Source organism: Litorivita pollutaquae (genome assembly GCF_003205515.1).
Taxonomy (GTDB): Bacteria; Pseudomonadota; Alphaproteobacteria; order Rhodobacterales; family Rhodobacteraceae; genus Litorivita; species Litorivita pollutaquae.
This window is the reverse complement of the sequence record NZ_KZ826485.1, coordinates 1-23,716: the sequence shown is the minus strand read 5'-3', so window position 1 is coordinate 23,716 and position 23,716 is coordinate 1. Positions and strand designations below refer to the sequence as shown.

Annotated in this window: 18 protein-coding genes and 5 pseudogenes; 15 read left to right on the top strand and 8 right to left on the bottom strand. The window is 57.1% G+C overall.

All coding sequences use genetic code 11. From position 1 onward, the window contains the following. Positions 1-20 precede the first annotated feature (20 nt). The 8 genes from DI396_RS10020 to DI396_RS09980 all read left to right on the top strand — a co-directional run bounded on the left by DI396_RS10020 (position 21) and on the right by DI396_RS09980 (position 7,725). Positions 21-1,622: a cytochrome ubiquinol oxidase subunit I gene (locus DI396_RS10020; RefSeq protein ID WP_110796091.1), complete on the top strand. Its 1,602-nt coding sequence runs from the start codon at positions 21-23 to the stop codon at positions 1,620-1,622. Between the two features lie 5 nt (positions 1,623-1,627). Beyond that, positions 1,628-2,791 (top strand): cytochrome d ubiquinol oxidase subunit II, encoded by a 1,164-nt coding sequence (gene cydB, locus DI396_RS10015; protein WP_110796090.1) that lies wholly within the window; start codon positions 1,628-1,630, stop codon positions 2,789-2,791. Positions 2,792-2,805: 14 nt separating this feature from the next. Then, positions 2,806-2,934: a cytochrome bd-I oxidase subunit CydX gene (gene cydX / locus DI396_RS10010; RefSeq protein ID WP_110796089.1), complete on the top strand. Its 129-nt coding sequence runs from the start codon at positions 2,806-2,808 to the stop codon at positions 2,932-2,934. 151 nt (positions 2,935-3,085) lie between these two features. Further along, positions 3,086-4,402 (top strand): NAD(P)/FAD-dependent oxidoreductase, encoded by a 1,317-nt coding sequence (locus DI396_RS10005; protein WP_110796088.1) that lies wholly within the window; start codon positions 3,086-3,088, stop codon positions 4,400-4,402. A gap of 12 nt (positions 4,403-4,414) precedes the next feature. Further along, a complete protein-coding gene (locus DI396_RS10000) occupies positions 4,415-4,768 on the top strand; it encodes a DUF5368 domain-containing protein (RefSeq protein WP_110796087.1) in 354 nt (117 codons plus the stop codon). A gap of 676 nt (positions 4,769-5,444) precedes the next feature. Further along, complete coding sequence (locus DI396_RS09990) at positions 5,445-6,113, top strand: ZinT family metal-binding protein (protein ID WP_110796085.1); 669 nt, start codon at positions 5,445-5,447, stop codon at positions 6,111-6,113. A gap of 86 nt (positions 6,114-6,199) precedes the next feature. Next, complete coding sequence (locus DI396_RS09985) at positions 6,200-7,423, top strand: GTP-binding protein (RefSeq protein WP_110796084.1); 1,224 nt, start codon at positions 6,200-6,202, stop codon at positions 7,421-7,423. Then, positions 7,393-7,725: a DUF6525 family protein gene (locus tag DI396_RS09980; RefSeq protein WP_407936307.1), complete on the top strand. Its 333-nt coding sequence runs from the start codon at positions 7,393-7,395 to the stop codon at positions 7,723-7,725. Before DI396_RS09985 ends, DI396_RS09980 begins: the two co-directional genes overlap by 31 nt. A gap of 116 nt (positions 7,726-7,841) precedes the next feature. Here the strand turns inward: DI396_RS09980 and DI396_RS09975 are convergent, their stop codons facing one another. The 4 genes from DI396_RS09975 to DI396_RS09960 all read right to left on the bottom strand — a co-directional run bounded on the left by DI396_RS09975 (position 7,842) and on the right by DI396_RS09960 (position 11,573). Continuing rightward, positions 7,842-8,795 carry a hypothetical protein gene (locus DI396_RS09975; RefSeq protein ID WP_110796083.1) on the bottom strand — a complete coding sequence of 318 codons (954 nt, stop codon included), beginning with the start codon at positions 8,793-8,795 and terminating at the stop codon, positions 7,842-7,844. Between the two features lie 500 nt (positions 8,796-9,295). Beyond that, positions 9,296-9,895: a TetR/AcrR family transcriptional regulator gene (locus tag DI396_RS09970; RefSeq protein ID WP_110796082.1), complete on the bottom strand. Its 600-nt coding sequence runs from the start codon at positions 9,893-9,895 to the stop codon at positions 9,296-9,298. A gap of 3 nt (positions 9,896-9,898) precedes the next feature. After that, entirely contained in the window at positions 9,899-10,579 is a 681-nt protein-coding gene (locus DI396_RS09965; RefSeq protein WP_235851819.1) for a DsbA family oxidoreductase, read from the bottom strand. 424 nt (positions 10,580-11,003) lie between these two features. Beyond that, positions 11,004-11,573 (bottom strand): carboxymuconolactone decarboxylase family protein, encoded by a 570-nt coding sequence (locus tag DI396_RS09960; protein WP_110796080.1) that lies wholly within the window; start codon positions 11,571-11,573, stop codon positions 11,004-11,006. Positions 11,574-11,823: 250 nt separating this feature from the next. Between DI396_RS09960 and DI396_RS09955 the strand changes: the two are divergent. From DI396_RS09955 to DI396_RS16930, 4 pseudogenes are all read left to right on the top strand, one after another. After that, positions 11,824-11,991: pseudogene (locus DI396_RS09955) on the top strand (transposase); the annotation flags it as partial. A gap of 57 nt (positions 11,992-12,048) precedes the next feature. Further along, positions 12,049-12,586: pseudogene (locus DI396_RS09950) on the top strand (IS3 family transposase); the annotation flags it as partial. Between the two features lie 33 nt (positions 12,587-12,619). Continuing rightward, positions 12,620-12,766, top strand: a pseudogene (locus tag DI396_RS16935) (IS3 family transposase); the annotation flags it as partial. A 45-nt stretch (positions 12,767-12,811) separates the two neighbouring features. Next, positions 12,812-13,042: pseudogene (locus tag DI396_RS16930) on the top strand (integrase core domain-containing protein); the annotation flags it as partial. Positions 13,043-13,301: 259 nt separating this feature from the next. Here DI396_RS16930 and DI396_RS09940 read toward each other — a convergent pair. Continuing rightward, positions 13,302-14,711, bottom strand: coding sequence for a PepSY-associated TM helix domain-containing protein (locus tag DI396_RS09940; protein ID WP_110796078.1), 1,410 nt, complete (start codon positions 14,709-14,711; stop codon positions 13,302-13,304). 1,273 nt (positions 14,712-15,984) lie between these two features. Here DI396_RS09940 and DI396_RS16435 point away from each other — a divergent pair. Together DI396_RS16435 and mauJ are read left to right on the top strand one after the other, a co-directional pair. Further along, on the top strand, positions 15,985-16,836 hold the full coding sequence (locus DI396_RS16435) for a hypothetical protein (protein ID WP_162617203.1): 852 nt from the start codon (positions 15,985-15,987) through the stop codon (positions 16,834-16,836). 3 nt (positions 16,837-16,839) lie between these two features. Continuing rightward, on the top strand, positions 16,840-17,199 hold the full coding sequence (gene mauJ / locus DI396_RS09930) for a methylamine utilization protein MauJ (protein WP_110796076.1): 360 nt from the start codon (positions 16,840-16,842) through the stop codon (positions 17,197-17,199). A 241-nt stretch (positions 17,200-17,440) separates the two neighbouring features. On the opposite strand, the gene DI396_RS09925 is transcribed toward mauJ, so the two are convergent. From DI396_RS09925 to DI396_RS09915, 3 genes are read right to left on the bottom strand one after another with little or no spacing between them, the layout of a single operon-like run. Continuing rightward, the gene (locus DI396_RS09925; RefSeq protein WP_204362833.1) at positions 17,441-20,749 is read right to left on the bottom strand and encodes an error-prone DNA polymerase; all 3,309 of its coding nucleotides are present in this window, start codon (positions 20,747-20,749) and stop codon (positions 17,441-17,443) included. Continuing rightward, positions 20,746-22,203 (bottom strand): Y-family DNA polymerase, encoded by a 1,458-nt coding sequence (locus DI396_RS09920; RefSeq protein WP_110796074.1) that lies wholly within the window; start codon positions 22,201-22,203, stop codon positions 20,746-20,748. Before DI396_RS09920 ends, DI396_RS09925 begins: the two co-directional genes overlap by 4 nt. Next, positions 22,118-22,705 carry an ImuA family protein gene (locus DI396_RS09915; RefSeq protein WP_110796073.1) on the bottom strand — a complete coding sequence of 196 codons (588 nt, stop codon included), beginning with the start codon at positions 22,703-22,705 and terminating at the stop codon, positions 22,118-22,120. The genes DI396_RS09920 and DI396_RS09915 overlap by 86 nt, the downstream gene beginning before the upstream one ends. Before the next feature lie 121 nt (positions 22,706-22,826). Between DI396_RS09915 and DI396_RS16710 the strand changes: the two are divergent. Further along, positions 22,827-23,716 (top strand): annotated as a pseudogene (locus tag DI396_RS16710) (transposase); the annotation flags it as partial.

Sequence of the window (23,716 nt, the reverse complement as noted above, 5' to 3'; positions counted from 1 at the left end):
AGCAAGCTGGAGCAGAATCAATGGAATTTGGTATTGTCGAATTGTCGCGCCTGCAATTTGCAGTGACGGCGATGTATCATTTCCTCTTCGTGCCGTTGACGCTGGGTCTGTCGATCCTCGTGGCGATCATGGAAACGGTTTATGTCATGACCAACCGCCCGATATGGCGGCAGATGACCAAATTTTGGGGGATGCTCTTCGGAATTAACTTTGCGCTGGGTGTGGCCACCGGCATCACGATGGAATTCCAGTTCGGAATGAACTGGAGCTATTACAGCCATTATGTCGGGGACATCTTTGGTGCGCCGCTGGCCATGGAAGGGCTGATGGCGTTTTTCCTTGAGGCGACTTTTGTGGGTCTGTTCTTCTTTGGCTGGGACAAACTGAGCAAGGTGGCGCATTTGGTTGTCGCGTGGTTGGTGGCGATCGGGTCGAATTTTTCCGCGCTTTGGATTTTGATTGCCAACGGTTGGATGCAGAACCCGGTCGGCGCCGAATTCAATCCGATGACCATGCGCATGGAGATGACGGATTTCTTTGCGGTTCTGTTCAATGAGGTCGCACAGGCGAAATTCGTCCATACCGTGTCGGCGGGCTATGTCACCGCATCGGTTTTTGTGATCGGCGTGTCCGCGTGGTATTTACTGCGCAGTCGCCATGTGGAATTGGCCCGCCGCTCCATCACTGTCGCCGCCGCGTTTGGTTTGGCCTCGGCGTTTTCGGTGGTCCTGTTGGGGGACGAATCCGGTTACTCGGCCACGCATAGCCAGAAAATGAAGCTCGCAGCGATCGAAGCCATGTGGGAAACCCACGACGCGCCCGCGCCATTCAATCTGATTGGGTTTCCCGATCAAGAGACGCGAGAAACCCATTATGCAATCGAAATTCCTTGGGCGATGGGGCTGATTGGAACCCGGTCTTTGACAACCGAAATTCCGGGGATCAACGATCTGGTTGCGACCGCTGAAACCCGTATTCGATCCGGACTGATCGCATATGAGGCCCTATTGGATGTGCGTGTCCATCGCGATGAGACTGACCCCGCCGTGATGGCGACCTTCGAAGAGCATTCTGCCGACCTTGGTTTTGCCTTCTTGCTCAAGAAATATGTCGACAACCCATTGGAGGCGACCGAGGCGCAGATCCAAGCCGCCGCCAATGATACGGTGCCAACCGTATGGCCCTTGTTCTGGGCGTTCCGTTTGATGGTGGGGCTTGGGTTCGGGTTTATTGCCACGATGGCCTATTTCTTCTATCGCGCCTCGTTCAAGGGGATGAATTTTCCGCGCCCTGCGCTGCATTTGGCGGTGTGGATGATCCCCGCGCCATGGATTGCCGCAGAACTAGGATGGTTTGTTGCCGAATACGGGCGCCAGCCATGGACCGTTGACGGGGTGTTGCCCACGGCAATGTCTGTCAGCGCGCTGTCGATGACCGAGGTGGCCCTGACCTTGTCTGGTTTTGTGATCTTCTACACGATTTTGTTCATCGTCGAGATGGGCCTCATGCTGAAATACATCCGGAAAGGGCCCTATCAGGATGTGACCGAAACCGAAGCTTGGAACAAACGCCATACGGATCGCTTGGCGGGGCGCGATGCCTTCGCCGCGCCTGGGGAGTAAGACCGATGATTTTGCATGACCTTATGAGCTATGAACTGTTGCGTGTGATCTGGTGGTTGTTGTTGGGGATCCTATTGATCGGATTTGCCCTGACCGATGGGTTCGATATGGGGGTAGGGGCGCTCTTGCCCTTTGTCGCCAAATCGGATGTTGAACGCCGTATTGCGATCAATACGGTCGGCCCGGTTTGGGAAGGCAATCAGGTTTGGTTCATTGTCGGGGGTGCCGCGATTTTTGCCGCTTGGCCGCCGCTCTATGCGGTGAGTTTTTCGGGCTTCTATCTCGCGATGTTCGTCATCCTCGCCGCTCTTATCGTGCGTCCGGTGGCATTTAAATACCGCTCTAAGCGCGACGACCCGCGTTGGCGCAGCACATGGGATTGGGCGCTGTTTGCCAGTGGGGCCCTGCCGGCATTGTTGTTCGGGGTCGCCGTGGGGAATGTGATCCAAGGGGTGCCCTTCCGCTTCACGGATGATTTGCACACCATCTATGAGGGCGTGTGGTATATGAAATTCATCGGCCTGCTCGATCCGTTCTCGGTCCTTGCCGGTGTGGTGTCGCTTTCGATGCTGGTGATGCATGGCAGTGCGTGGTTGACGTTAAAGGCCGAAGGCATTGTGCAGACCCGCGCCCGCGCCATTGGCTCCGTTGCAGCATTGATCGCGGTCGGTGCCTATATGGTGGCAGGTGTGTGGTTGGCGGTCGGGATCGAGGGATTCCGCATCGTCGGGGAGTATGTCACCGATGGGCCGTCCAATCCGCTGCATTTCGAGGTCGCGCGCACGTCCAGCTGGCTAGTGGCCTATGCGGAACGTCCATGGATTGCCATAGCGCCTGTGATGGGGGTCCTTGGCGGTTTGCTGACATTTCTCGGCCTGCGGGCCGGGCGTGAACTTTCCACGCTTCTGGTGTCCAAGTTCGCAATTTTTGGCGTGATTTCATCGGTTGGCCTGACGATGTTCCCCTTCATCATGCCCAGTTCCAGCGACCCGCAGTCCTCGCTGACGGTGTGGAACAGTTCGTCGTCGCATTTGACGTTGTTTATCATGTTGGTGAGCATCGCGATCTTTATGCCATTGGTGCTGATGTACACTGCATGGGTCTACAAAGTGCTCTGGGGCAAGGTCACCGAGACCGATGTTTCTGAAAATTCTCATTCGGTTTACTGAAGAAAGGAAATTTCATGTGGTATTTTGCTTGGATTTTGGGGCTTCCGCTGGCCGCTATTTTTGCGGTGATGAACGCGATGTGGCTCGAGTTGAAAGAAGATGAGCGCAAAATGACCGAGGCCACCTCGGACCAGGTGTCCTAACGCGGACGGACGGCGTATGCGCCGCGACGCCGGAGATGATCGGCGCGGCATCTGGCATTGGCGCATCGCGTCGGCACTGCGTGGGTGTGCGTTTCGCGTATGACGCCGGCGCCATTCGGGTGTGCCGCCGTGCCCCCACAGGAGACAATAGATGACGACTATAGAAAATCTGACACCATCACGGCGTGCCTTTTTAGGCCTCATGGCCGCAGGGGCCGCATCGGGCTTTGCGACACGTCCGGCCAAGGCCGCCAAGATCCAGACCAAGGCGCGCATCGTTATTATCGGCGCGGGGGCGGCGGGCACCTCGCTTGTCAACCGGCTGGTGACGCGGTTGGAAGGGGCGGACATCACCATCCTCGATCCCAGCGCGCAGCATCTCTATCAACCGGGTTTGTCTTTGGTGGCGGCGGGGCTCAAACCGGCCTCCTATACCCAATCGCAAACGGTGGATTGGCTTCCAGAAGACATCACATTTATCCCGGCGGGGGCAGCTGCGGTGGATCCCGAAGCCAAATCCGTTGCCACAACCGAAGGTCAAACGATCCCCTATGATTTTCTGGTCGTCGCGCCGGGACTGGTGTTGGACCATGACGCGATCGAGGGCTTTTCGCTGGATCTGGTTGGTAGCGGCGGGATTGGTGCGCTTTATGCTGGTCCGCAATACGCTGCCAAAACATGGCAGGCCGCATCGAAGTTTACCGAAGATGGCGGCGTCGGTATTTTTACCCGCCCTGCAACTGAAATGAAGTGTGCAGGCGCGCCACTGAAACACACGTTCTTGATCGAAGATATCGCGACCCGGACCGCAGGCGCTGGCAAGCACGAGATGCATTACGCCTCGAATAATGCGTCGCTGTTTGGCGTGCCGATCGTTTCGGAAAAAGTGCGGATGCTGTTTGAAGATCGCGGGATCACACCGCAATATAGCCATGTCCTCACGGCAGTCGATCCGGTCCGGCAGTTGGCAACCTTTGCAACGCCTGATGGCGAGACCGAGATGGAATATGATTATCTCCATGTGATTCCGCCGCAGCGTGCCCCCGATTTTGTCCGGCAGTCCGGATTGAGCTGGGCTGACAAATGGACCGATCAAGGCTGGGTCGAAGTGGATATGCAAACGCTGCGCCACCGGCGCTATCCCGAGGTTTTCGCGCTGGGCGATGTCGCGGGGGTGCCAAAGGGGAAAACTGCGGCGTCGGTAAAATGGCAGGTTCCTGTGGTCGAAGATCACTTGATTGCCGCCATCGAAGGGCAGGAAGGCACGGCTGTCTATGACGGGTATACCTCTTGTCCTTTGATCACCCGTGTCGGTCGGGCGATGTTGATCGAGTTCGATTATCACAACAATCTGACGCCCTCCTTCCCGGGCGTGATCGCGCCGCTTGAAGAGCTATGGATCAGCTGGCTGATGAAGGAAGTGGCGTTGAAAGCCACGTATAATGCAATGCTGCGCGGCAAGGCATAAGGAGCAAACACCATGGAACAATTGACATTTGAAACGATGGTCGCCGTGTTTGAGGAAATCTTTGGCCGCATGTTGTTTTGGGGCATGGTTGCGGTGGCGGTTGTCATTACCGTGGCTTATTTTTACGTTCTCATCCGCGACCGGACTATGTCCATGCGCAAGTTTCTCCTGGCGCAATTGTCGATGCCATTCGGCGCCGTTGCTGCGGTGATCTTTGTGATGGCGATGACGCATTCTGACCTGCGTGACATGGGCGGGGCGGTGGATGTGATTGTGCTGCTGGGGATCGCCGCGATGGGCGCTGTCGGGGCGGCAATCTTGGTCTATACTGCGCAATCTTTGTTCCGTGGCGTGCAAGAGCCGTGATGAGCAAAGGGATGTAGCACCCGCGTGCGGCGCGCGCCGGTTATGTTCCTATGCCGGTGTGTTCAATAATCCGGCGCACCTTGTCCCGCGTTTGATGTCTGGTGCGTTTCAAACCTGACTCTTGCGCCCCTGTGCCATGCCCGGATCTGTGAGGGCGGGTTTCAGTGGCTGCGCAGGCTGTGTCAGGGAGTTTGCGCGCCGGGCCTTCTGTGTGGCGCGTCAAGGCGCTTGCCAGTCCTCAGCTTTGCAGGGCCAAGCGGCTGTTGGGGCGGCGCACTGCATGACGAGTTGCCTGAATGACGGGCTGCTCGACATTGGCTGGCGGTTAAACGCCGGCCTCGCAGGGGCAGATGTCCATCCAAAATATCTGGTTATGGGGTAACAGGGGGCAATCCCGTTGCTGTTCTTGCCGACCGTTCGGTGCATCCGCGCGTGCGGCGAAGGGTGGCTGAGGGCAACGGCGCTGCCCTTTTATGCGTTTTCGCCTGATGTGCAGGTGGGGTCCGGGGTCAACCTTGGTGCCCTTCAGGGTATTTGTGCGCAAAATCATGCTGTCCGTGATCCGCATGTTGAAACGGCAGTTGCGGAGAATTTCATGATCAGCTAACAGTAGGATTGTTATGTTATAACATAACAAGAAGCCGAGCTGGTATGTCCACATGAACGGAGAGTTTACATGAGAATCACAACTGCAAAGCAGATCAGCGCCTTAGCCCTTGGCGCTCTGGTCGCGTTGTCTGCACCCGTGGCCGCAGAAACGGCGCAACACGGCGATGCCCATAAGGATGCCACTAGACACGCCCACGATCACGGTGCCGATGACATTCACAAAGGCTATTTCAGCGACGAACAGATCAAAGCGCGCACCCTGTCCGATTGGGCTGGCGAGTGGCAGTCGGTTTACCCGCTTTTGCAACATGGTGATCTGGATAGCGTGCTAAAGCACAAGGCGGAGCATGGCGCAAAAACCTTTGACGAATACAAAGCCTATTACACCGCCGGCTATGCCACCGATGTGGAAAGCATCCATTTCGATGGAAATATCGCCACATTCTTCCGCAACGGGGTGCCCCTACAAGGCCGATATGAAAGCGATGGCTTTGAGGTTTTGACATATGATGCGGGCAATCGGGGCGTGCGTTATATCTTTAAAAAGGTGAACGGCGATGCCGATGCACCGGCATTTTTCCAGTTCAGCGATCACAAGATCGCTCCGGCAGCGGCGGATCATTTCCATCTCTATTGGGGCAATGACCGCGCGGCTTTACTGAAAGAGCTGACCAACTGGCCGACCTATTATCCCGCCAAGCTGACCGCGAAAGAGATCGTGGAACAGATGCATTAACCCCTCGTTTCATATCCCGTCCGGCCGCTGTGTTGCGGTGCGGCATCTTCGATATCCTCCAAAACAGAATAAGGCACGGAACCGCTATGCCCTCTCAAGATCCCCGTCTTCCCGTCACTGTCCTCTCCGGTTTTCTCGGTGCAGGTAAAACCACGCTTCTCAATGCGGTGCTCAACAATCGTGAGGGGCGGCGCGTGGCCGTGATCGTTAACGATATGTCCGAAGTCAACATCGATGCGGATATTTTGCGCGAGGGCGGGGCCGACCTGAGCCATGTGGACGAAACGCTGGTCGAAATGAGCAATGGATGCATTTGTTGCACCCTGCGCGATGATCTTCTGCAAGAGGTGCGGCGTCTCGCGGTGGAGCGTCGGTTTGATTATCTGTTGATCGAATCCACCGGCGTGTCCGAACCGCTTCCGGTTGCGGCGACTTTTGATTTTCGGGACGAACAGGGCGACAGCCTTTCGGATGTGGCGCGGTTGGACACGATGGTCACGGTCGTGGATACCGTCAACCTGCTCAAGGATTACGCCAGTCATGAGTTCCTGAAGGATCGCGGCGCAGAGATGGGCGGCGAAGATGACCGCACCTTGGTGGATTTATTGGTCGATCAAATCGAGTTTTCAGACGTCGTCATTCTCAATAAAGTCAGCGATGCAGGCGCGCAAAAGCTGGATGCTGCACGCAAGATTGTCACCGCCTTGAACCCTGATGCGCGGATCATTGAAACCGATTATGGCGCCGTCCCGCAAGAATGTATTTTTGATACGGGGCTTTTCAATTTCGACACTGCGCAAGAGCATCCCCTATGGGCCAAAGAACTCTATGGGTTTGCCGATCATGTTCCCGAAACCGAGGAATACGGCGTGTCGTCCTTTGTGTACCGCGCGCGCCAACCGTTTCATCCGCAAAAGGTGCATGATGTTTTAAATGGGCCTTTGCCCGGTGTGTTGCGCGCCAAGGGGCATTTCTGGATTGCCACGCGTCCTGATTGGTTGGCCGAGTTTTCGCTGGCGGGCGCGATGAGCACCGTCCGGCCGCTTGGTCAATGGTGGGCGACAGTGCCACGCGATCAACGACCAGACCATCCGCAGGCCGTTGCCTATATGCAGCGCCATTGGCAGGAACCATTCGGGGACCGCCGGCAAGAACTGGTTTTCATCGGCTCCGGCATGGACAAGGCCGCAATCACCTCTGCGCTTGATGCGGCATTGGTGGAGGAGGCCGCAACGCTTGCTCCGGATGAATGGGCCGCATTGCCGGATCCCTTCCCGAAATGGCGCACGGCTCCGCCGCAGGTCGCATGATGCGCCGCGGGTACAGGCAGGGAAACACACGTAGCACCCTCAAGCGGCGTGTGCGGCAGGGGGATCCGATGGCGGCATATGACCGGCTCCCGCCGGCATTGAGAGCATGGTTGGCGCAGGCTGCCTTGCCATGGTCGGCCCCGTCGGCGCTGCGTCTGTGGCAGCGGTTTCTCCATGCGACCGGAGGCGATATTGACGCCGCGCAAAAGCAACTGACGCGCCACGAACGGCAGGTGTTGGAACGTGACCGGTTTCACATGGCAAAGCTACAATCTCAACCGACCGGTGCGGGGCGGGCATGACGGCGATGCGCATGCCGGTTCCCGGCTGCTGACCAGAGCCGTGCCGTGCAAAAGGGCCGCCGTGGTGGATGCCACGGCGGCCCTTTCATGCAGAACGATCGCGGCCGCGCAGGCAATCACTGCCGCGTCGAGACCCAATGGAAATACCGCGACATGCGCGCCATAATGAGCGGGAACACCACCTCGAAAGAGCTTTCGTAATCCAGCGTTTTGGGCGTGGAATTTGAAAATGTCTCTCCGCCCAGATACTTTTCGCTGATGCGCGCATTTGACTCGGCGTAGAATTCCATGATCAGCGACCGTTCCAGATCGGATAGAACATTGGTATCGGGTTTTCCGTTGTTCATATTCTTGGAAGCATCTGCCAATATGCCTGCCATGCTTTGCAGCAAATCGGGCGGCGCTCCTTGGAGTTCGCTGTTCATGGCGCGTTTGATCTTGAAAACACTTTTCTCAAGGCTGTGGTTGGTATCTTTCTGACCGCGCTTCAGCTTGCCGGTGATCCCGACCAGATGGGCAAAATCCTCAACGATATCGCCGTCGCGCAACTGGTTGCGATCATAGACGCGCACCATCAACTCGGTGTCTTCGGGCAGATTGCCGGAGATGACCTCAAGGTAGTGTTCATAATCAAAGGCGAGTTTGCGAGGGTCAAAGAATTGTTTGCTCGAAACGGTCAGCGTTCCATATTTAACCATCTGGCTATAAAGGGAATTTATGGCATCGTCCTGACGGCGCAGATAGACCACGACCGTGATGGCAAAGCCGTCGAATACAGAGGCGACCGTGGTGAAGAAATCCTGCAGATCCGGCGTTGACAGCAGATGCAGTTTTTCCGACGACAGGATCAGATCCTTGCCGCGTGTGTCGGAGCGCATTTTTGCGAGATATTTTTGCAGTTCATCGCCACGAAATTCCGTCAAATGAAAATGCTGCGACGCTTTGGTGTGTCGGGGCAGGTAGGTCATATTCTGCTTGTTCAGCAGCGTTTCATTGGCATCCAAGGTTACTTGCAAGGCCGTTGAACCTGTCTTGTGGATCGGGAGATGCAAGATGAGCTTTTGTGCCATTGGTGCCGGGACCTTTCTGTAATGCGTCGTGCCACGGGTGCCGTTAATCAACCCGTAATTGCGCGCTGGCGCGCGCGGTATCGTTTAGCCGAGTTTGTTCATCGGATAAATTTTGCATCTGCGCAAGAGGGCAGGATGGCGCCGGTCGCAGCGGTTTCTCATCACATTGGCGCTTGGCGCCTAAAGCGACCTCTATCGGCGGTTGTACGGGACTCCCGCCAAGTGGTCGAGGCGCCCATCGCAGAGCGCAACCATCTGTCACCCCTCACCCGATTGCGTTCCCAGCGCAGAGTGGTTGAATGTCGGCCATGTCTGAGGGTTCGCGGCGAACCCGCCGACATAGAAAACCGGCAAATTTTGATTTGTTCCGCGCTGGTGCTGCCGCTTCTTCGGCGCGATCCGTCTGTCGCACTCTATTGCGTTTTGCACCATCTGAAGGATGTTTGCCGGGACCACAGTTCTGACGCAGGGCGGGGCAGGAGCCTGCTGCATCCGTCGCCCTAACGCGGCGCCCCGAGCGCCATCGTTTCTTGCGCCATGTCGGCGGCAAGTTGAGAGAGGTTGTCCTGAGAGGTTCCGCGTTGCAATTCTATGCGAAGGGCCGATACATTTGCCTGAAACCGCCGTGCAAGGCGCATCGGATCTGCACCGCGCGGTATTTCGCCTGCAGCAGCAGCGGCTTCGAAAGCCTTGGCAAACTCCGCACACATTTGATCGAGATAATGTTGCGACGCCGCCGCAATTTTGGGATCGGTTGAGGCCGTGTCGACAATTGTTTTCATCAACATACAGGCCTGCCGCGAGGGATGACCCTGCGCCAGGCCTGCATAGTTTTGAAATTGGGCCGCCAACCCCGCAAGCGGCGTTTTCGCCTTGGCCATATGCGTGCGAAATCCATGACGCGATGCTTCGAAGTAGCGTTCGATTGCCAGTAGATATAGATTTTCTTTACTTTCGAAGGCCGCGTAAATGCTCCCCGGTTTCATGTTCAGCGCGGCTTCCAGATCTTTCAAGGACGTCGCGTGATATCCCTTGCGCCAAAACACATCCATGGCCGCATCAAGGGCAGCATCACGATCATAGTTTGTGGCACGGGCCATGGGTCAGTCTTTCATGTCGGCAAGCTGGGCGAGAATGTTGGTGTAGTTTTCAACGCCTTGTGCGCCTGTGACAAGGTGTTTGCGATTGAACACCATGGCGGGCACGCCGGTAATACCCTGCTGCTGCCAGAATTGCTCGGCGCTGCGCACCTCATTGGCAAAGCGCTGATCCGCGAGGACAGCTTCGGCTTCCGCGCGATCGAGTCCGTTCTCTGCCGCGATCTCGGCCAGTACAGCAGTGTCCGACAGGTTGCGGCGTTCGGTGAAATGTGCGGTAAAAAGCGCCTGCTTGAGGTCGTGCCTGCGGCCTTGCGTGTCTGCCCAATGAAGCAACTGATGGGTGTTGAACGTGTTGTGCATGCGCGAATCCTCTGCCCATGCAAACTCAAAGCCAAGGTCATGGCCGACTGCGGTCATGTGTTGGCGTGACTGTTCGGATTGTTCAGGGGTGCTACCATATTTTTCTACAATATGTTCACGGGTGTTTTGGCCTTCGGCGGGCATCTCGGGGTTTAATTCGAACGGGTGCCAGTGAATTTCATGGGCTGTGTCGGTCGCTTCCAGTGCTTTTGCCAATTGACGATAGCCGATGATGCACCATGGGCACATTACATCGGATACGATATCAATACGTAGAGGTTCGGTCATTTTTATGTGCTCCGGTCGTGGCCGAAAGCCTGACATTCATCGCCAAGCCTAGCCGTGAATTGTTGATACCCAACATTGGCAATAGGATGTTCGCCACCATTGGTATCGTCAGATAGGTGTCATGGGTGCCATTTGCCAGAGGACCAGTGCATATCTGTAACTGAATCTATAGCACCCAAAAGAGAAGAAGGCCCGCAGGCATTCGGGTGGTAGAACCCCGCCGCCGGATGAGCGTAACGACATCGACCAAGAAATCACCCCTGCAACTGCGGCGCAAAAAGCACCGATGGGGCAGGCGCGAAACACAAAGGCCGGCACAGGTGCCGATCCAACAGAACCCTCACCCAAAGCGGCAGGATGCAACCAGAGGGCAGCGTAAGAAAATGCGTTGTTGTTGGCATCGAGCGCCGAGATGGGCAAAGGATGAACGGCTGGAGCGGTCGCCCGCCCCGGCCATTTACTATTCAGCAGCCACCGCCGTTTTCTTTTCCCAAGCAAATTTTTGGAAAACCTGATCAACGGGCGTTTTTGCGAAATGATTGGTGTAGTTGGACATCAATTTTTGCGCCGCGCCCAGAATGATTTCAAGGATGTTGGTTTCCGTGAACCCCGCGTCCAAGAAGGCCTGTGTTTCTGCGTCGGAGACGAACCCACGGTCACGGATCATCGCCAAGGTAAAGCTGCGCAAAGCTTCGAGCTTCGCGGTTGGTAGCGGCGTTTCATCACGCAGAGCCTCGGTGATGGCATCGTCTACCTTCATCATTTTCGCGATTCCGGTGTGGGCAGGCACACAGTAATGGCAGTTGTTCTCAACGTTGATTGTTTGCCAAACCACGGTTTTTTCTTCGGCGGTCAAGGTGGTTGCCATGAACTGTTGGTGGGCAAAGTGGTAAGCCGCAAGCACCGGTGGCGCGGCCGCCATCGTGCCGTGCAGGCCCGGAATGCGGCCATTGTTTTTAAATGACGTTTCCAGCAACGGCTTAGCGGGTTCGGGGGCAGTCTCGATGGTATGGATCGTGAAGGTGGCCATGATAGGTCCTTTCAGGAGTAGCTCTTCATGTTGATGAACCTGCAGTAGACGTATTTGAGTGATTGCTCAAATATATAATTGAGCAATCACTCAAAAGTGAGCTGGCGGCCATGCCGCAGTTATCGTGGTTTCCCCGGCGTGACCTGCCCCCCCCCCGAAATTTCCCTCGTTCTGATGTAGAGTTTGCTCAACCTTTTGAAGAAGAAAACGAATGCGAAAGGGCCGTTTCACGGAAGCCTAAATCATTGGGATGATCAAAGAAAAGGAAGCCGAAATGCCCACAGCGGAGGTTTGTCGTAAGCTCAGCTTCAGTCAGGGCACGTTCTACCAATACAAGTCCAGGTATGTCCGTAATGAGGTGTCTGCCGTTGCCGAGATGAGGTCGTTGGAAGACGACAACGCCAAGCTTGAGCGGCTGAACATCGCGTGACAACCGTTGTCCCGCAGGCGATTGCAAAGCAATCTGTCGAGAGGGGATAGCGACCACAAATGCAATATTGCGCCAAACTTGTTGGATCGTGACTTCACAGCAGGCTCGCCAAACCAGAAATGGGCTGGCGACATCAGCTATGTGTGAGCCCGCGAAGGCTGGTTGGATCTGGCTGTCATACTGGACCTACATTCCCGGCGCGTCATCGGCTGGGCTGTGAGTAATCAGATGAAGCGCGACCTGGCGATCGGGGCGCTGAAAATGGCCGCCGCGTTCAGGTAACCACCCGAAGGCCGTATCCATCAGACGGATCGCAATATCATTCTATCGATTACTAAAAGATTCTGCGCAAGAATGGGTTCAAGGTATCGATGTCTGGCAGGGTAATTGCTACGATAATGCGGCTGTTGAGACCTTCTTCAAAACCATCAAGGCCGGACTAATCCGGCGGCACCCAAGGGAAACCCAACGCAAGGTTGAGGTGGCGATCTTTGAATGCATCAATGGCTTTTAAAATCCGCGCCGCCGTCACTCAGCACTGGGTTGGAAAAGCTCCGTCGCTTTAGAACGAAAGGTGGCTTAAACGAACACTTGGGGCGGCACAAAAGCGGGACAGGTTCAGGCCCGAGGTTCTCGCACATCGATAGCGGAGGCACTGAGGACTGGCGAACGCCGGTCGTTGGATTTTCTGTCTGACACGTGCGGCGCATCCCACAGGTTCCGCATCTTGGCGTGAATGATGATTGTTGCCGTGAGAACCTGTACCCCCTCTCGGCAGATTTGGCTTTGCCAAATCGTCTGCCGGGCAATGGATGAGCTCCTGAACGAGGAGGTGTTCGACAACCTGAACGATGCGTGCAGAAAGCTGGTGCTTTGGCGCTATCACTACAACAATGCCCGATCTCACTCATCGCTCGGAAACCAAACGCCCGCAAAAGCGCGCTGGACGCTTGAGCAATTTGAGGGCTCCGCGCCCGGCGCGCTTGCCCAAACCGACACCGAGGAATATGAAAACCAGACCCGCAGACTTTCATTATGAGTGAGGGAGCCTAGGGGGGCAGGTCAGAAGAAACAGCTCTCCAACCCCAACGACGATACCACTAAGCAAGGCGCCAATCGATACTGTTCCCCAGCCGAAGAAGCGGTAGGGAGGCGTGACACGTCAACCCTCGCTTTGGTTTTGATCGGGGCTCAGGGCCACAAAATATGGTCTCCAGTTTAACCATCGCAACGCCGAGCGGCCTTTGACTGGTCTCGAAGGTTGCTGTGCCAGCCTTGGAGGCTGGTACAGCTACTGGTTACGACAAAACCCGTCGCAGCTTAGGGATGCGTGAAAGCACAAGCACATCCAGGGCCAGAACCGCCAGCAATGTCAGTCCGGCCAACGGGAAGGCAAGAGAGACGGCAAGCCCGATGAAAATAGCACCCTGCCAAAGCGGCATGTCGCGTGGCATGGGGGGCGCGGCGAGCCGCCCTGCCTTGGACGGGCGGCGCATCCACCACATGACGGCGCCGCTGATGCTGAGGAAGATGACCAACAGGCAAAAGATGGTGTTCAAAGCCACGTTCCACCAGCCCATGTCGCCTTCGTGCAGCGCAATTCCAACGGCCATACCTTTGCCATAGACCGTGTAGTCGGCAAACTTCACATCAGCGAGGATATTGCCGGTATACTGGTCGATATGAACAGTCCGGTCGTCTGTGGGATGGGCGCTGTCATTGCTCATGGAATCGCGACTGATGGTCCAAACTCCAGTATCCCCCTTTGGCACATTCAATTGAAACCGGTTGTCGAACCCGATTTGCCGTGCAAACGCGACAACCGTATCAAGCGTAACAGGAACACCGTCGGCTAATCCGGTTGCACCAACATCAGACCCCGATGCGGGCATCGGCGTTTGTTCCAGCACCCAAGGCACTTCTTCGGTGGCACCGTGGTTCATGCTGGCATGGGTGGTGTCCGAAAGGGGCGCGCCCCATTTTTCGGCGGGAAACGTATTCCACGCTTGCACGAACTTTTCGCCCCAGATGCCGGCCCATGACAGACCCGACACCAGAAAGAACACCAGAAAAATGGAAATCCACGCACCAATCGTCGCGTGCAGCGTTTTCCACAGCGACCGGCCCCGGGCGGCAAGATTGGGAACAAGCACGCGCAGCCCTTGGCCATCGCGCGGCCACCAAAGATACAAACCGGTTGCAAGCAGTACCATCGCCAACGAGGCCGCAATCTCGATCATCCGGTCGCCTGTAACACCCAGCAGGATCGTGCCGTGGACGTCGTTGGCAAAATCATACCATCCGGCACGGCGCGACATTTCAGACAGCACTTCGCCAGTGTAGGGATTGATCGCAACCATGATAGCATCCTCGCCCGCATCGACGCGGAAGATTGCTGCGAGATCCGCCGCGCGGGGGGCGACGTACTGAACAAGCGTGCCTTCGGGAACTGCATCGACAGCGGCTTGGGACAGCACAGAGACAGCCATCGGATCGCCAGCCGGAGTGACCGTTATCCATTCGCCATCACGCCCAGACAGCACGCTGATCCACAACATAAGCAGGCCCGTTACAGCGAGCATAATGAGGAAGGGAATGACATAAAGGCCTGCGTAGAAATGCCAGCGCCATGCGGCACGATAAAGTTTATTGGTGACGGGCGCAGTATCTGCGGCCTGCGACACCTGTGTAGGGTCGATAGAAACCATGAGGGTTCTCCAATTACAGCACACTCGCCCTGCGAGGTGCCTGTTGTCAGATCTAATATGTGAAGGAAAAGATCAGACGGTTGGAGGGCCGCGTGCCGCACGAGACAGGTCCAGTGGGGCAGATTGCATATCCAAGTCTGCAACGGGAACCTGAACGGTAGACAGCTTGCCGAAGGGCACACTGCGAGCCGGACCATGGTCCGGCAGAACAACAGCGGTCACCAGTCGACATGCTTCGCAGGTCTGTACATTCTGGTGCGACGAGCCTTCGGTTTCCCCGCAGATATCCGCCAGTGATCCACCCGCAGAAACATAACCTGCCAGAGCGGGGTCAACCGGTTGGCTCACAAATCGATGCGCAAAGCCCGTGCTTGCCAGTGCACAAACGAGTGCAAAGACGACGAGTAGCTTTGATTTGTGGATGGCCAATAAACGCATGATGCCGCGTGTATACTCAACAATTACTTAGATCGATAGGTACCGTGATCCGTGAGACGTCGATATCTTGCAATGCCCGAAAAAGACGACTGTTAAACGGTGCGCCAAAGCGGACATTCGGACACTTGCGGCGAAAGAACAGTTTGTCCGCAGTTTGTGAATTTGACCCCTGACCCTTGCTGTACTCTGAATGAATGGCTGGTTTCCCCACTGCGCGGCTGCGCCAATTTTCACGATGACGCAGCATTTTCGGCGCTGCGAGCGCAAGCAGCATGAAAACCAGATTCACGGTATGGGCTCTCCTGACACCTTCGCAGCGAATTGCACCAAGGTCAGGTCTGAAAGAACAAGACGCGGACAAAGCGGCCTTAAGCACGCGCGGCTATTGCTGACGCAGCATTTCCTCGCAGTTGCAGTCAATTTGATGCTGCGATGCAGCTTAAGTCGCGGAAGCGGCCATTCAATGTTGTCGATCTCAGTGGATTTCAAACCGACCTTTCGCCGCATCTTGCACCAATTAGTCGAGTGCGGACGAAGCCACCATTCGCTGCGGCGGCGCCAAAGTCTGCTTGAGACCATTATTGATGATTCATGTGCGCAAGTTTAAGCAATAGCCATGTATGCAAAAAACCTGACCCTTCTTCTTCATCGTCGACTTGCTGAACCGCGATCATATGACGAGACACTAAAGTGATTTGAAAGCCTACGGGGGTATGGGCAACTTCCCCGCGGGCGAGAAAGGGCCGCGCAGCGTCTTACCAACAGTGAGATCGCACGGGCCGTTTTAGGTTTTGTGCCGACATTTAGCGGATGGGCCGGCCATGTGGCACTCATAATGGGCGATCTTCGGCCTGTCGGTGGTGTCGCTGCATCGTTTAAGAAAGCGGCGTCTCTCGAGGAGGCGATGGCCGCGCTACTCAGCAAAGACTCAAATTGCCATGCTCTTGTTTCGCTTACGCTTTCAATAGCCCGAATTCCTGGAAACGATGAATACCAAGCGAAGCTTCTTTTCGAAGAAGAGGGCCAACGGAAAACGACTTCGTATGTTTCGAAATATGCTCTGACTATGGCAGCTGAAGGAGCTGAAAAAAACTTTGATCATGACCGCCCGTTGTCGAGCAATACCCGCCAACTTGTCCTCAACCGAGAGTTCTTTCATGAGCTAAAACGTGACATCGACATTTCGCGTCATTTGAACCGGCCATTGGAAACAGATTGGCGAGAATACGAAACAGAAGAGGAGCGTAACGCTTTCCACGACGGCCTTGGTGCGCGCAGAGGATCAAGTTTCTTAAACTTTGGCGTAGATACCACTGTCACTTGGCCAAAGGAACCAACGCGAGTAGAGTTCGGCGGTCATCATTTAGTGCTTTTTCCCAAAACCAATGAAAACTCGCATTCAATCAGCATCGACCTTCAGGACAGGCGTATTGCGACCGAAGATGCCAGAACTCTTATCAACCGCTTTTTGAGTGTTCTTTCTTGGTGTGATGATCGTCACGCTATCCTGCGAGAAGGTTGGTCTGGAAACCCTGTACCCGTACCCGTGCCAAGGCGTGATATGGCGTCCTCGACAATGTTGATTTGGATGTTCTATCGATCACTGCCCGAGGATAAAGAATTGTTAAACTGCCTTTCCTACTACCGGGAAGGATTGAATGCTTCCGAGGCCGGAATTGCATCGTAGGAAGTGCTGAGCTTCTTCAAAGTTTTTGAGACAGGTTTCAAACACTTGGATAGCAGAGAAATTGGGCGAACCACCCGTGAATGGATAAAGGACGTTTTTGACGAAGCTTGCAAGGATGTCTTACCGGAGCGCTTAAAGCGTTTCAATGAAGACAGGCAGGAAAAAGTGGTTGAAAAGTACGTGTATGAGAATTGTCGCGTCGCAGCAGCACACGCGTCCAAAAATTTTGCGTCCGATGCTGATATGTCCTCCGAAACGCGCAGGCTATCTGTTGCTGCCGATATTATGAGGGCTTTAGCGCGGCACTACATACGAACGGCATTCAGTTTTTCAGATTCATACTTGAGCGATGAAATAAATTGATAGCAGACATTGGGTCAGTGCGCAGCATCAGTCAAACTGGGCTCTCTTCGGGCTCTAGCCGCACAGCGTTCGAACGGCAGACCCCAAGAAATCCGTTCCTTTGCGGCAAAACGGGTGAACGGATAAGATGCGGGACGTTCCTGTCGTTGGCTACGATGATACCAATGCCGAGTTTGCCGCTCTGTCCTGCGTCGCCGCGATGGAATGAGGCCAGATTAGGCCGAAGGCACTGTGCCAGACCTTAGTGGAAATCGCGGCTTGGGAATAAGCGTTTGGCCTGATCGCGCGGGTGATAGGCGCGGGCTTGGTCGCGGGGCGGGCGTGGAGCGTCGTCGGCGGGCGGGTTGGTGATGCCCACGGCATCGTCCATCGGGTGGCCAAGATCGGCGATACGCCCTGACAGGTCCTCGACCTGTTCGGCGATCAGATGCACAACCACGCCTTCGCGCTGCAACCGTCCCGTCACCCGCAACAGTCGCCCGCCCATCACGATGCGGCGAAACCGCTCGTAAACCTTGGGCCAGACCACGATGTTGGACACGCCGGTTTCATCCTCCAGCGTCAGGAAAATTACCCCCGACGCGGTGCCGGGACGTTGGCGGGTAATCACGAGGCCACAGACCGAGGTGCGGCGCAAAGGCGCTGTGGCCAGTTCGGCATGCGGCGTCAGCCCCGTCATCGTCGGGCGCAGCAACTCCATCGGATGTGCGCGCAACGACAGGCGCAGCGCGACGTAATCCTCGACCACCTCCTCGCCCAGATGCATCGTGGGCAGGCTAACCTGCGGCTCGCGCAGGCCCTCGCCGTCCAGCGGATCGGCAAACAGCGGCAGCGGCGCGGGGGCGCGGATCGCGCGCACAGCCCAGAGCGCGTCGCGCCGCGTGAGGTTCATCCCTGTAAACGCATCCGCTTCGGCCAGACGTTCGAGCGTGGCGGGCGACACACCAGCGCGCAGCCACAGGCTTTCGGGATCGGGATAGCCATTGGCGCGCGCGCCTACGATCCACCCCGCATCCTCGGCGCGAAAGCCTTTGATCTGGCGAAACCCCAGCCGCAGCGCCAGCGTCCCGTCGGTGCGGCGTTCCAGCGTGTTGTCCCAAGCGCTGTGATTGACGCAGATCGGGCGCACCTCGCAGCCATGTTCGCGCAGGTCGCGCACGATCTGGGCGGGGGCGTAAAACCCCATCGGCTGGGAATTCAGCAAGGCACAGGCAAAGATTGCCGGATGATGGCATTTGAGCCAAGAGGACACATAGGTCAGCATGGCAAAGGCGGCGGCGTGGCTTTCGGGAAACCCGTAGTCAGCAAAGCCCTCGATCTGGGCAAAACAGGCTTGCGCTACCTCTTGGGGATAGCCTCGGGCCATCATCCCCGCCACAAAACGGTCGCGGTGCGCGCCGATGGTGCCCATCCGGCGAAACGAAGCGAGCGAGCGGCGCAGCTGATCGGCCTCTTCGGCGCTGTAACCCGCGCCGACGATGGCGATCTGCATCGCTTGCTCTTGAAACAACGGCACGCCCAGCGTCTTGCGCGTGACCTCCATCAGCGCGGGACCAAAAGGTTCGGGCGCCTCCAGGCCCTGACGGCGGCGGATATAGGGTTTGACCATGCCGCCCTGAATGGGGCCGGGGCGCACAATCGCGACCTCGATCACCAGATCGTAAAAGGTCGCCGGTTTCATGCGCGGCAGGAAATTCATCTGGGCGCGGCTTTCGACCTGAAACACCCCGACCGCATCGGCGCGGGTCAGCATATCATAGGTCGCCTTGTCTTCCTGCGGGACGGTATCCAGCGTCAGACGTTGATTTTCATGCCGCTCCAGCAGGGTGAACGCCTTGCGGATGCAAGTCAGCATCCCAAGGCTCAGCACGTCGACCTTGAGGATGCCCAGCGTGTCGATGTCATCCTTGTCCCACTCGATCACGGTGCGGTTTTCCATCGCCGCGTTTTCAATCGGGCAAAGTTCATCAAGCCGACCTTGGGTAATGATGAAACCGCCAACATGCTGGCTGAGGTGACGCGGAAATCCGATGATTTCCCCGATCAGCTTGAGCGTCTGCGCAAGGCGCTGATCGTCAGGGTTCAGCCCCAATTCACGGATGCGCGCGGGATCCGCGCCACCATTGGAGGTCCCCCAAATCTGCCCGGACAGAACGGCCGTGACGTCCTGAGACAGGCCCATGACTTTGCCCACCTCGCGGATCGCGGCCCGCGAGCGGAAATGGATCACGGTGGCACAAAGCCCCGCCCGATCGCGTCCGTATTTTTCGTAAATCCACTGGATGATTTCCTCGCGCCGCTCGTGCTCGAAATCGACATCAATATCGGGCGGCTCGCCGCGATGACGTGAAATGAACCGTTCAAACACCATGCCGATCATGTCGGGACTGACATCGGTGATCCCAAGCAGATAGCAGATGATCGAATTGGCCGCCGACCCGCGCCCCTGACACAGAATGCCGCGCGCGCGTGCTTCGGCAACGATATCATGCACGGTGAGAAAATAGGCGGGATAGCCAAGCTCGCCCACAAGGTGCAGCTCCTTTTGGAGCAGGTTGTGGACCCGTGCAGGCGCCCCACGAGGATAACGGCGGGCGACGCCCTCATGGGCAAGGCGGGTCAGGCGCTGTTGCGCCGTTTCCGCGCCCTCCTGTGCATTGGGATAGTCATAGCTGAGTTCCGACAGATCAAAACTACAGCGCGCGGCAATCTCAACGCTGCGGCGCAGTGCGGCGGGATGGTGACGATAAAGCCGCGCCATATCGGCCGGCGCTTTCAGCCGCCGCTCGGCGTTGGGCAGCGCGCGGGTGCCAATGCGATCAATCGTCACCCCCTCACGCAGGCAGGTCAGCACATCGGCGAGTTGGCGGCGCGCGCCGTGGTGCATCAGTGCATCCCCCACCGCGACCATCGGCGTCGAAGCCCGTAAAGCCAGAGCGGCGCAGGCGGTAAACCACGCCTGATCGGAGCCGTCATAACGCGGCGCGACGCCCAAAAAGACGGCGCCTGGATAGTGACGGGCCAGTGTTTGAAGAGGGACAAGCGCTTGGGCAAGGTCAGGTGGTGGCAGGGCAATCATGATCATGCCCTGACACCCCTGTACCAGATCGGCCTGATCCAGATGGCACTCGGCCTTGCCCGCCCGCCGTTTGCCCAAGGTGAGTAGCCGTGACAGCCGTTGATAGGCCGCATGATCGGTGGGCAGCGCCAGCCAGTCCACGGGGCAGTCGCGCAGCACCAGCCGCGTGCCGACGATAAGCTTGGGCAATGGCACGCGGTGGGAAAGGCTCAAATCCTGCGGGGTACCGACCTCTTGGCGTGAACAGGTGTCGGTCTGCGCGCTGGAGCAGAGACGCAGCGCGGCCTCGTTTTCATCCTTGAGCGTTTTAAGGGCGCTAAAGGCGCGCACCACGCCCGCCAGCGTGTTGCGATCCGTGATGGCAATGGCGCTGAGCCCCAGTTCCGCAGCGCGCAACATCAGCTCTTCGGGATGCGACGCCCCTGTCAGAAAAGTGAAATTTGAGGTGACACAGAGTTCAGCGTAGCTCATGCGAATTCTCCGTGGACAAACCATGCGGGAGCTTGGGGGGTGTAAAACAGCCATAGGCGGCGGCCCTCGCGGGTGTCGATTTTCCAGTAATCGCGCAATCCCGAGCGCCAGTTTTCGTCGCTAAGCCACCATTCGGGCGCAATGCGTTCCGGCCCCGTGGCGCGCCCGGTGGTCAATGACATACTGCGCCAGCGAAACCGTTTGGGAGGCGCTGCCCCTTTCGCTGTCAATGGTTCGGGGGGAAACAGCCGCAGCGGACGGGGCCGCAGGCAGACCCAGCCCTTGTCGGGGTCGCTGAAGGCGGCGGGGGCGATGGTAAAACTGCGCTCGGGGATGTGGCTGTCGGCGGGCAAGAATCGCTGGATATTTTCCAGCCCGATGCGGGTACCGATACGGGTGATCAAATCATTCAACTGGTCGGGTTGGTCTTGCGACACACTGGTGATTTGCTGCACCGGCAGCGGTTCAACTCCCACCGCCTCCAGCCGCATCACGTCGATGCCAAAGCCCGCATCTACCGCCGCGACGCCACGCTCGAATAGCGGCAGGATGCGCACCGGATCGCGCATCGCACTGGCAAGGCGCAGTTCGATCTGCTGGCTGTCCCGATCGACGCGGCGTAGGGTCAGTAACAGGCGGCGCACGCCGGCCTCATCGCGGTGCAACTTGGCGCAGAGCGGATCAAGCAGTCGCGCGGTTGCGCCCATCACATCACCAAGCAGGCCAATTGGTTCGGGAAATGTTAGCCGGACACCATAATGGGGGGGCTCAGGGGCAGGATTGATGCTTTCGGGCAGGTCGCCCAAGGCTTGATCGAGGCGGCGGAGCACTTCGGGGCCGAAACGGCGCGCCAGCGGCGCACGCGGCGTCGCCGCCAGATCACCGATACGGCCCAGGCCCAGACGTTGCAGCGCGGTGACCGTGGTAGGTTCCAGCCGTAGCGCCGCCACCGGCAGCGGCTCCAACGCGCCCGTCGTGCTTCCATAATGCGCCAACGCCCATGCCGCGCCTCGTGTATCACCCACCCCCAAGCGGAGTGTGATCGCAGCCCGTTGCGCGCGCTGTCGCATATCTTGTAGCATCGCCGCCTCATCGCCCCATAAATGTGTCGAGCCGGTGACATTTAAAATTAGACCATCCGCACCATCGTGCGCGACCCAAGGGCAATAGCGCGTTGCCCATCGGCGCAGGGCTGCCAGGAATCGCGCGTCCAGATCAGGGCGCGCGGTTTGACTAACCAGCGTTGGGCAAAACGCACGCGCATCTGCAAGGCTCATGCCACGATGCAGACCCAGCCCCTCGGCATGCTGGTTCAGGCAGTAAATCCGGTCGGTGTTTTGTTGATGGAGGGAAAGCGCGAATGGCGCCTCAACAGGACGTGCCTTCAGTGCCCGGTCGGAAGCCAACCGGGGAAACCACATACACACGACGCGCTTCTTGAGACCATCGAACATTCCAGGTACCCATTGTTCCCGATTTGTTCTTAATAATTTCCCACTGCATCAGAGTCGAGTCATTGTCATCTGGATCAAACAATGGGCGCGCCCGCCAACGGGTTTCTGCGGCGTTAGATCCCATACCTTCCGGGATCAGGCACAGCCCTGTCGTCCCACCTGCTTTGGCTGCCAGTTGCAATCGCCGCCCCTCGCGCAGGTTCAGCGGACGGGTGATATCGATCAGCACACACGCCAGCGCGCCATCGCGTAACGCCTCCTCTGCCACGGCCAAACTATCGGTTTGATTATCTGTGCGCGCACTCAAAAGCAGCGCCGGATCCAGCACAGGTGCAAGACCCAAAGGGTTCACCGTTTCGCCCGCCCATGATTGACTTATCCATAGCGTCATACCCTGCGTCACGCTGCCTGCGACTGCTGCAAAAGCCGCCGCCGCAGGTCCACAGGCTTCATGGACCCGCCCGTGGCGTAAAGGGAATATGGTTGCGAAATCTGGCTGCATGACACTATGCCTATCGCGAATACCAGAAAACGCCAACGCATCAATCCTAAGGGTAATCCCCCTAAAAATAGTGGTGTTCAAAAGTAGAATTTTCTCGGCAAGATATCTGAGGAGATTTACGATGAAGAACGGACGATACAGCGACGCACAGATCATGGCCGTGTTGAAGCAGGCAGAGGGTGGCGTGCCGGTCTCTGAGCTGTGCCGCGAGCACGGAATGAGCAGCGCAAGCTTTTACAAATGGCGAGCCAAGTTTGGTGGCATGGACGCGTCTTTGATGTCTGAGATGAAGGATATGGCGGAAGAGAACCGTCGTCTGAAGCGCATGTATGCCGAGATGAGCATGCAAAACGACCTGCTGAAGGAAGCGCATGGAAAAAAGCGTTAAGGCCGTCTCATAGGCGAGAACCTCTCGGTGAATGTGCCATTCACCTACCGGTCAACGGATGGCCATGAATGCAGTTGCGCAATATGGGGTCAGCATCGCTCTGGCCTGCCGGGCGTTCCACCCTCTCATCGAAACTGCGTTTCGACTGCCGGGCAGTGGATCAGCGAGACGTGCTATCGTTACAGCCCTGTTTTGAATGATGAGAACGCAGAGATTGCGGACTGGCTGGAACGCCTGACCACCAACAAGCGTAGCTGGGGCTTTGGTCTGTGCTTTTTGTATCTGCGCAATGCCCAGGGCTATGGATGGAACCACAAACGTGTCTACCGGATCTACTGCGAGCTTGCGCTGAACCTGCGGATCAAGCCCAAGAAACGGCTGAAGCGCGACAAGCCGGAACCGCTGGCGGTGCCTGATAGGCCCAATGAGACTTGGTCGATCGCTGCCCGGCAGGCAATTTGCAGAGCAAATCTGCCGAGAGGGGATTTCATGGCAGACCAGCTTGCGGATGGTCGGTCGATCAGAACACTGAACGTTCTGGATCGCTGCACGGCAGGGTATCGCGCAGCGATGTCCCGAGAGCGGACTTCAATCGCGAAGGTTTGTGCATCGAAGTGGACTTC

Bases quoted from the DNA above. Each gene is read 5' to 3' on its own strand.
- DI396_RS10020 (WP_110796091.1), top strand. From the start codon at position 21: ATGGAATTTGGTATTGTCGAATTGTCGCGCCTGCAATTTGCAGTGACG.
- cydB (WP_110796090.1), top strand. From the start codon at position 1,628: ATGATTTTGCATGACCTTATGAGCTATGAACTGTTGCGTGTGATCTGG.
- cydX (WP_110796089.1), top strand. From the start codon at position 2,806: ATGTGGTATTTTGCTTGGATTTTGGGGCTTCCGCTGGCCGCTATTTTT.
- DI396_RS10005 (WP_110796088.1), top strand. From the start codon at position 3,086: ATGACGACTATAGAAAATCTGACACCATCACGGCGTGCCTTTTTAGGC.
- DI396_RS10000 (WP_110796087.1), top strand. From the start codon at position 4,415: ATGGAACAATTGACATTTGAAACGATGGTCGCCGTGTTTGAGGAAATC.
- DI396_RS09990 (WP_110796085.1), top strand. From the start codon at position 5,445: ATGAGAATCACAACTGCAAAGCAGATCAGCGCCTTAGCCCTTGGCGCT.
- DI396_RS09985 (WP_110796084.1), top strand. From the start codon at position 6,200: ATGCCCTCTCAAGATCCCCGTCTTCCCGTCACTGTCCTCTCCGGTTTT.
- DI396_RS09980 (WP_407936307.1), top strand. From the start codon at position 7,393: ATGGCGCACGGCTCCGCCGCAGGTCGCATGATGCGCCGCGGGTACAGG.
- DI396_RS09975 (WP_110796083.1), bottom strand. From the start codon at position 8,795: ATGGCACAAAAGCTCATCTTGCATCTCCCGATCCACAAGACAGGTTCA.
- DI396_RS09970 (WP_110796082.1), bottom strand. From the start codon at position 9,895: ATGGCCCGTGCCACAAACTATGATCGTGATGCTGCCCTTGATGCGGCC.
- DI396_RS09965 (WP_235851819.1), bottom strand. From the start codon at position 10,579: ATGTCAGGCTTTCGGCCACGACCGGAGCACATAAAAATGACCGAACCT.
- DI396_RS09960 (WP_110796080.1), bottom strand. From the start codon at position 11,573: ATGGCCACCTTCACGATCCATACCATCGAGACTGCCCCCGAACCCGCT.
- DI396_RS09940 (WP_110796078.1), bottom strand. From the start codon at position 14,711: ATGGTTTCTATCGACCCTACACAGGTGTCGCAGGCCGCAGATACTGCG.
- DI396_RS16435 (WP_162617203.1), top strand. From the start codon at position 15,985: ATGGGCGATCTTCGGCCTGTCGGTGGTGTCGCTGCATCGTTTAAGAAA.
- DI396_RS09925 (WP_204362833.1), bottom strand. From the start codon at position 20,749: ATGAGCTACGCTGAACTCTGTGTCACCTCAAATTTCACTTTTCTGACA.
- DI396_RS09920 (WP_110796074.1), bottom strand. From the start codon at position 22,203: ATGTTCGATGGTCTCAAGAAGCGCGTCGTGTGTATGTGGTTTCCCCGG.
- DI396_RS09915 (WP_110796073.1), bottom strand. From the start codon at position 22,705: ATGCAGCCAGATTTCGCAACCATATTCCCTTTACGCCACGGGCGGGTC.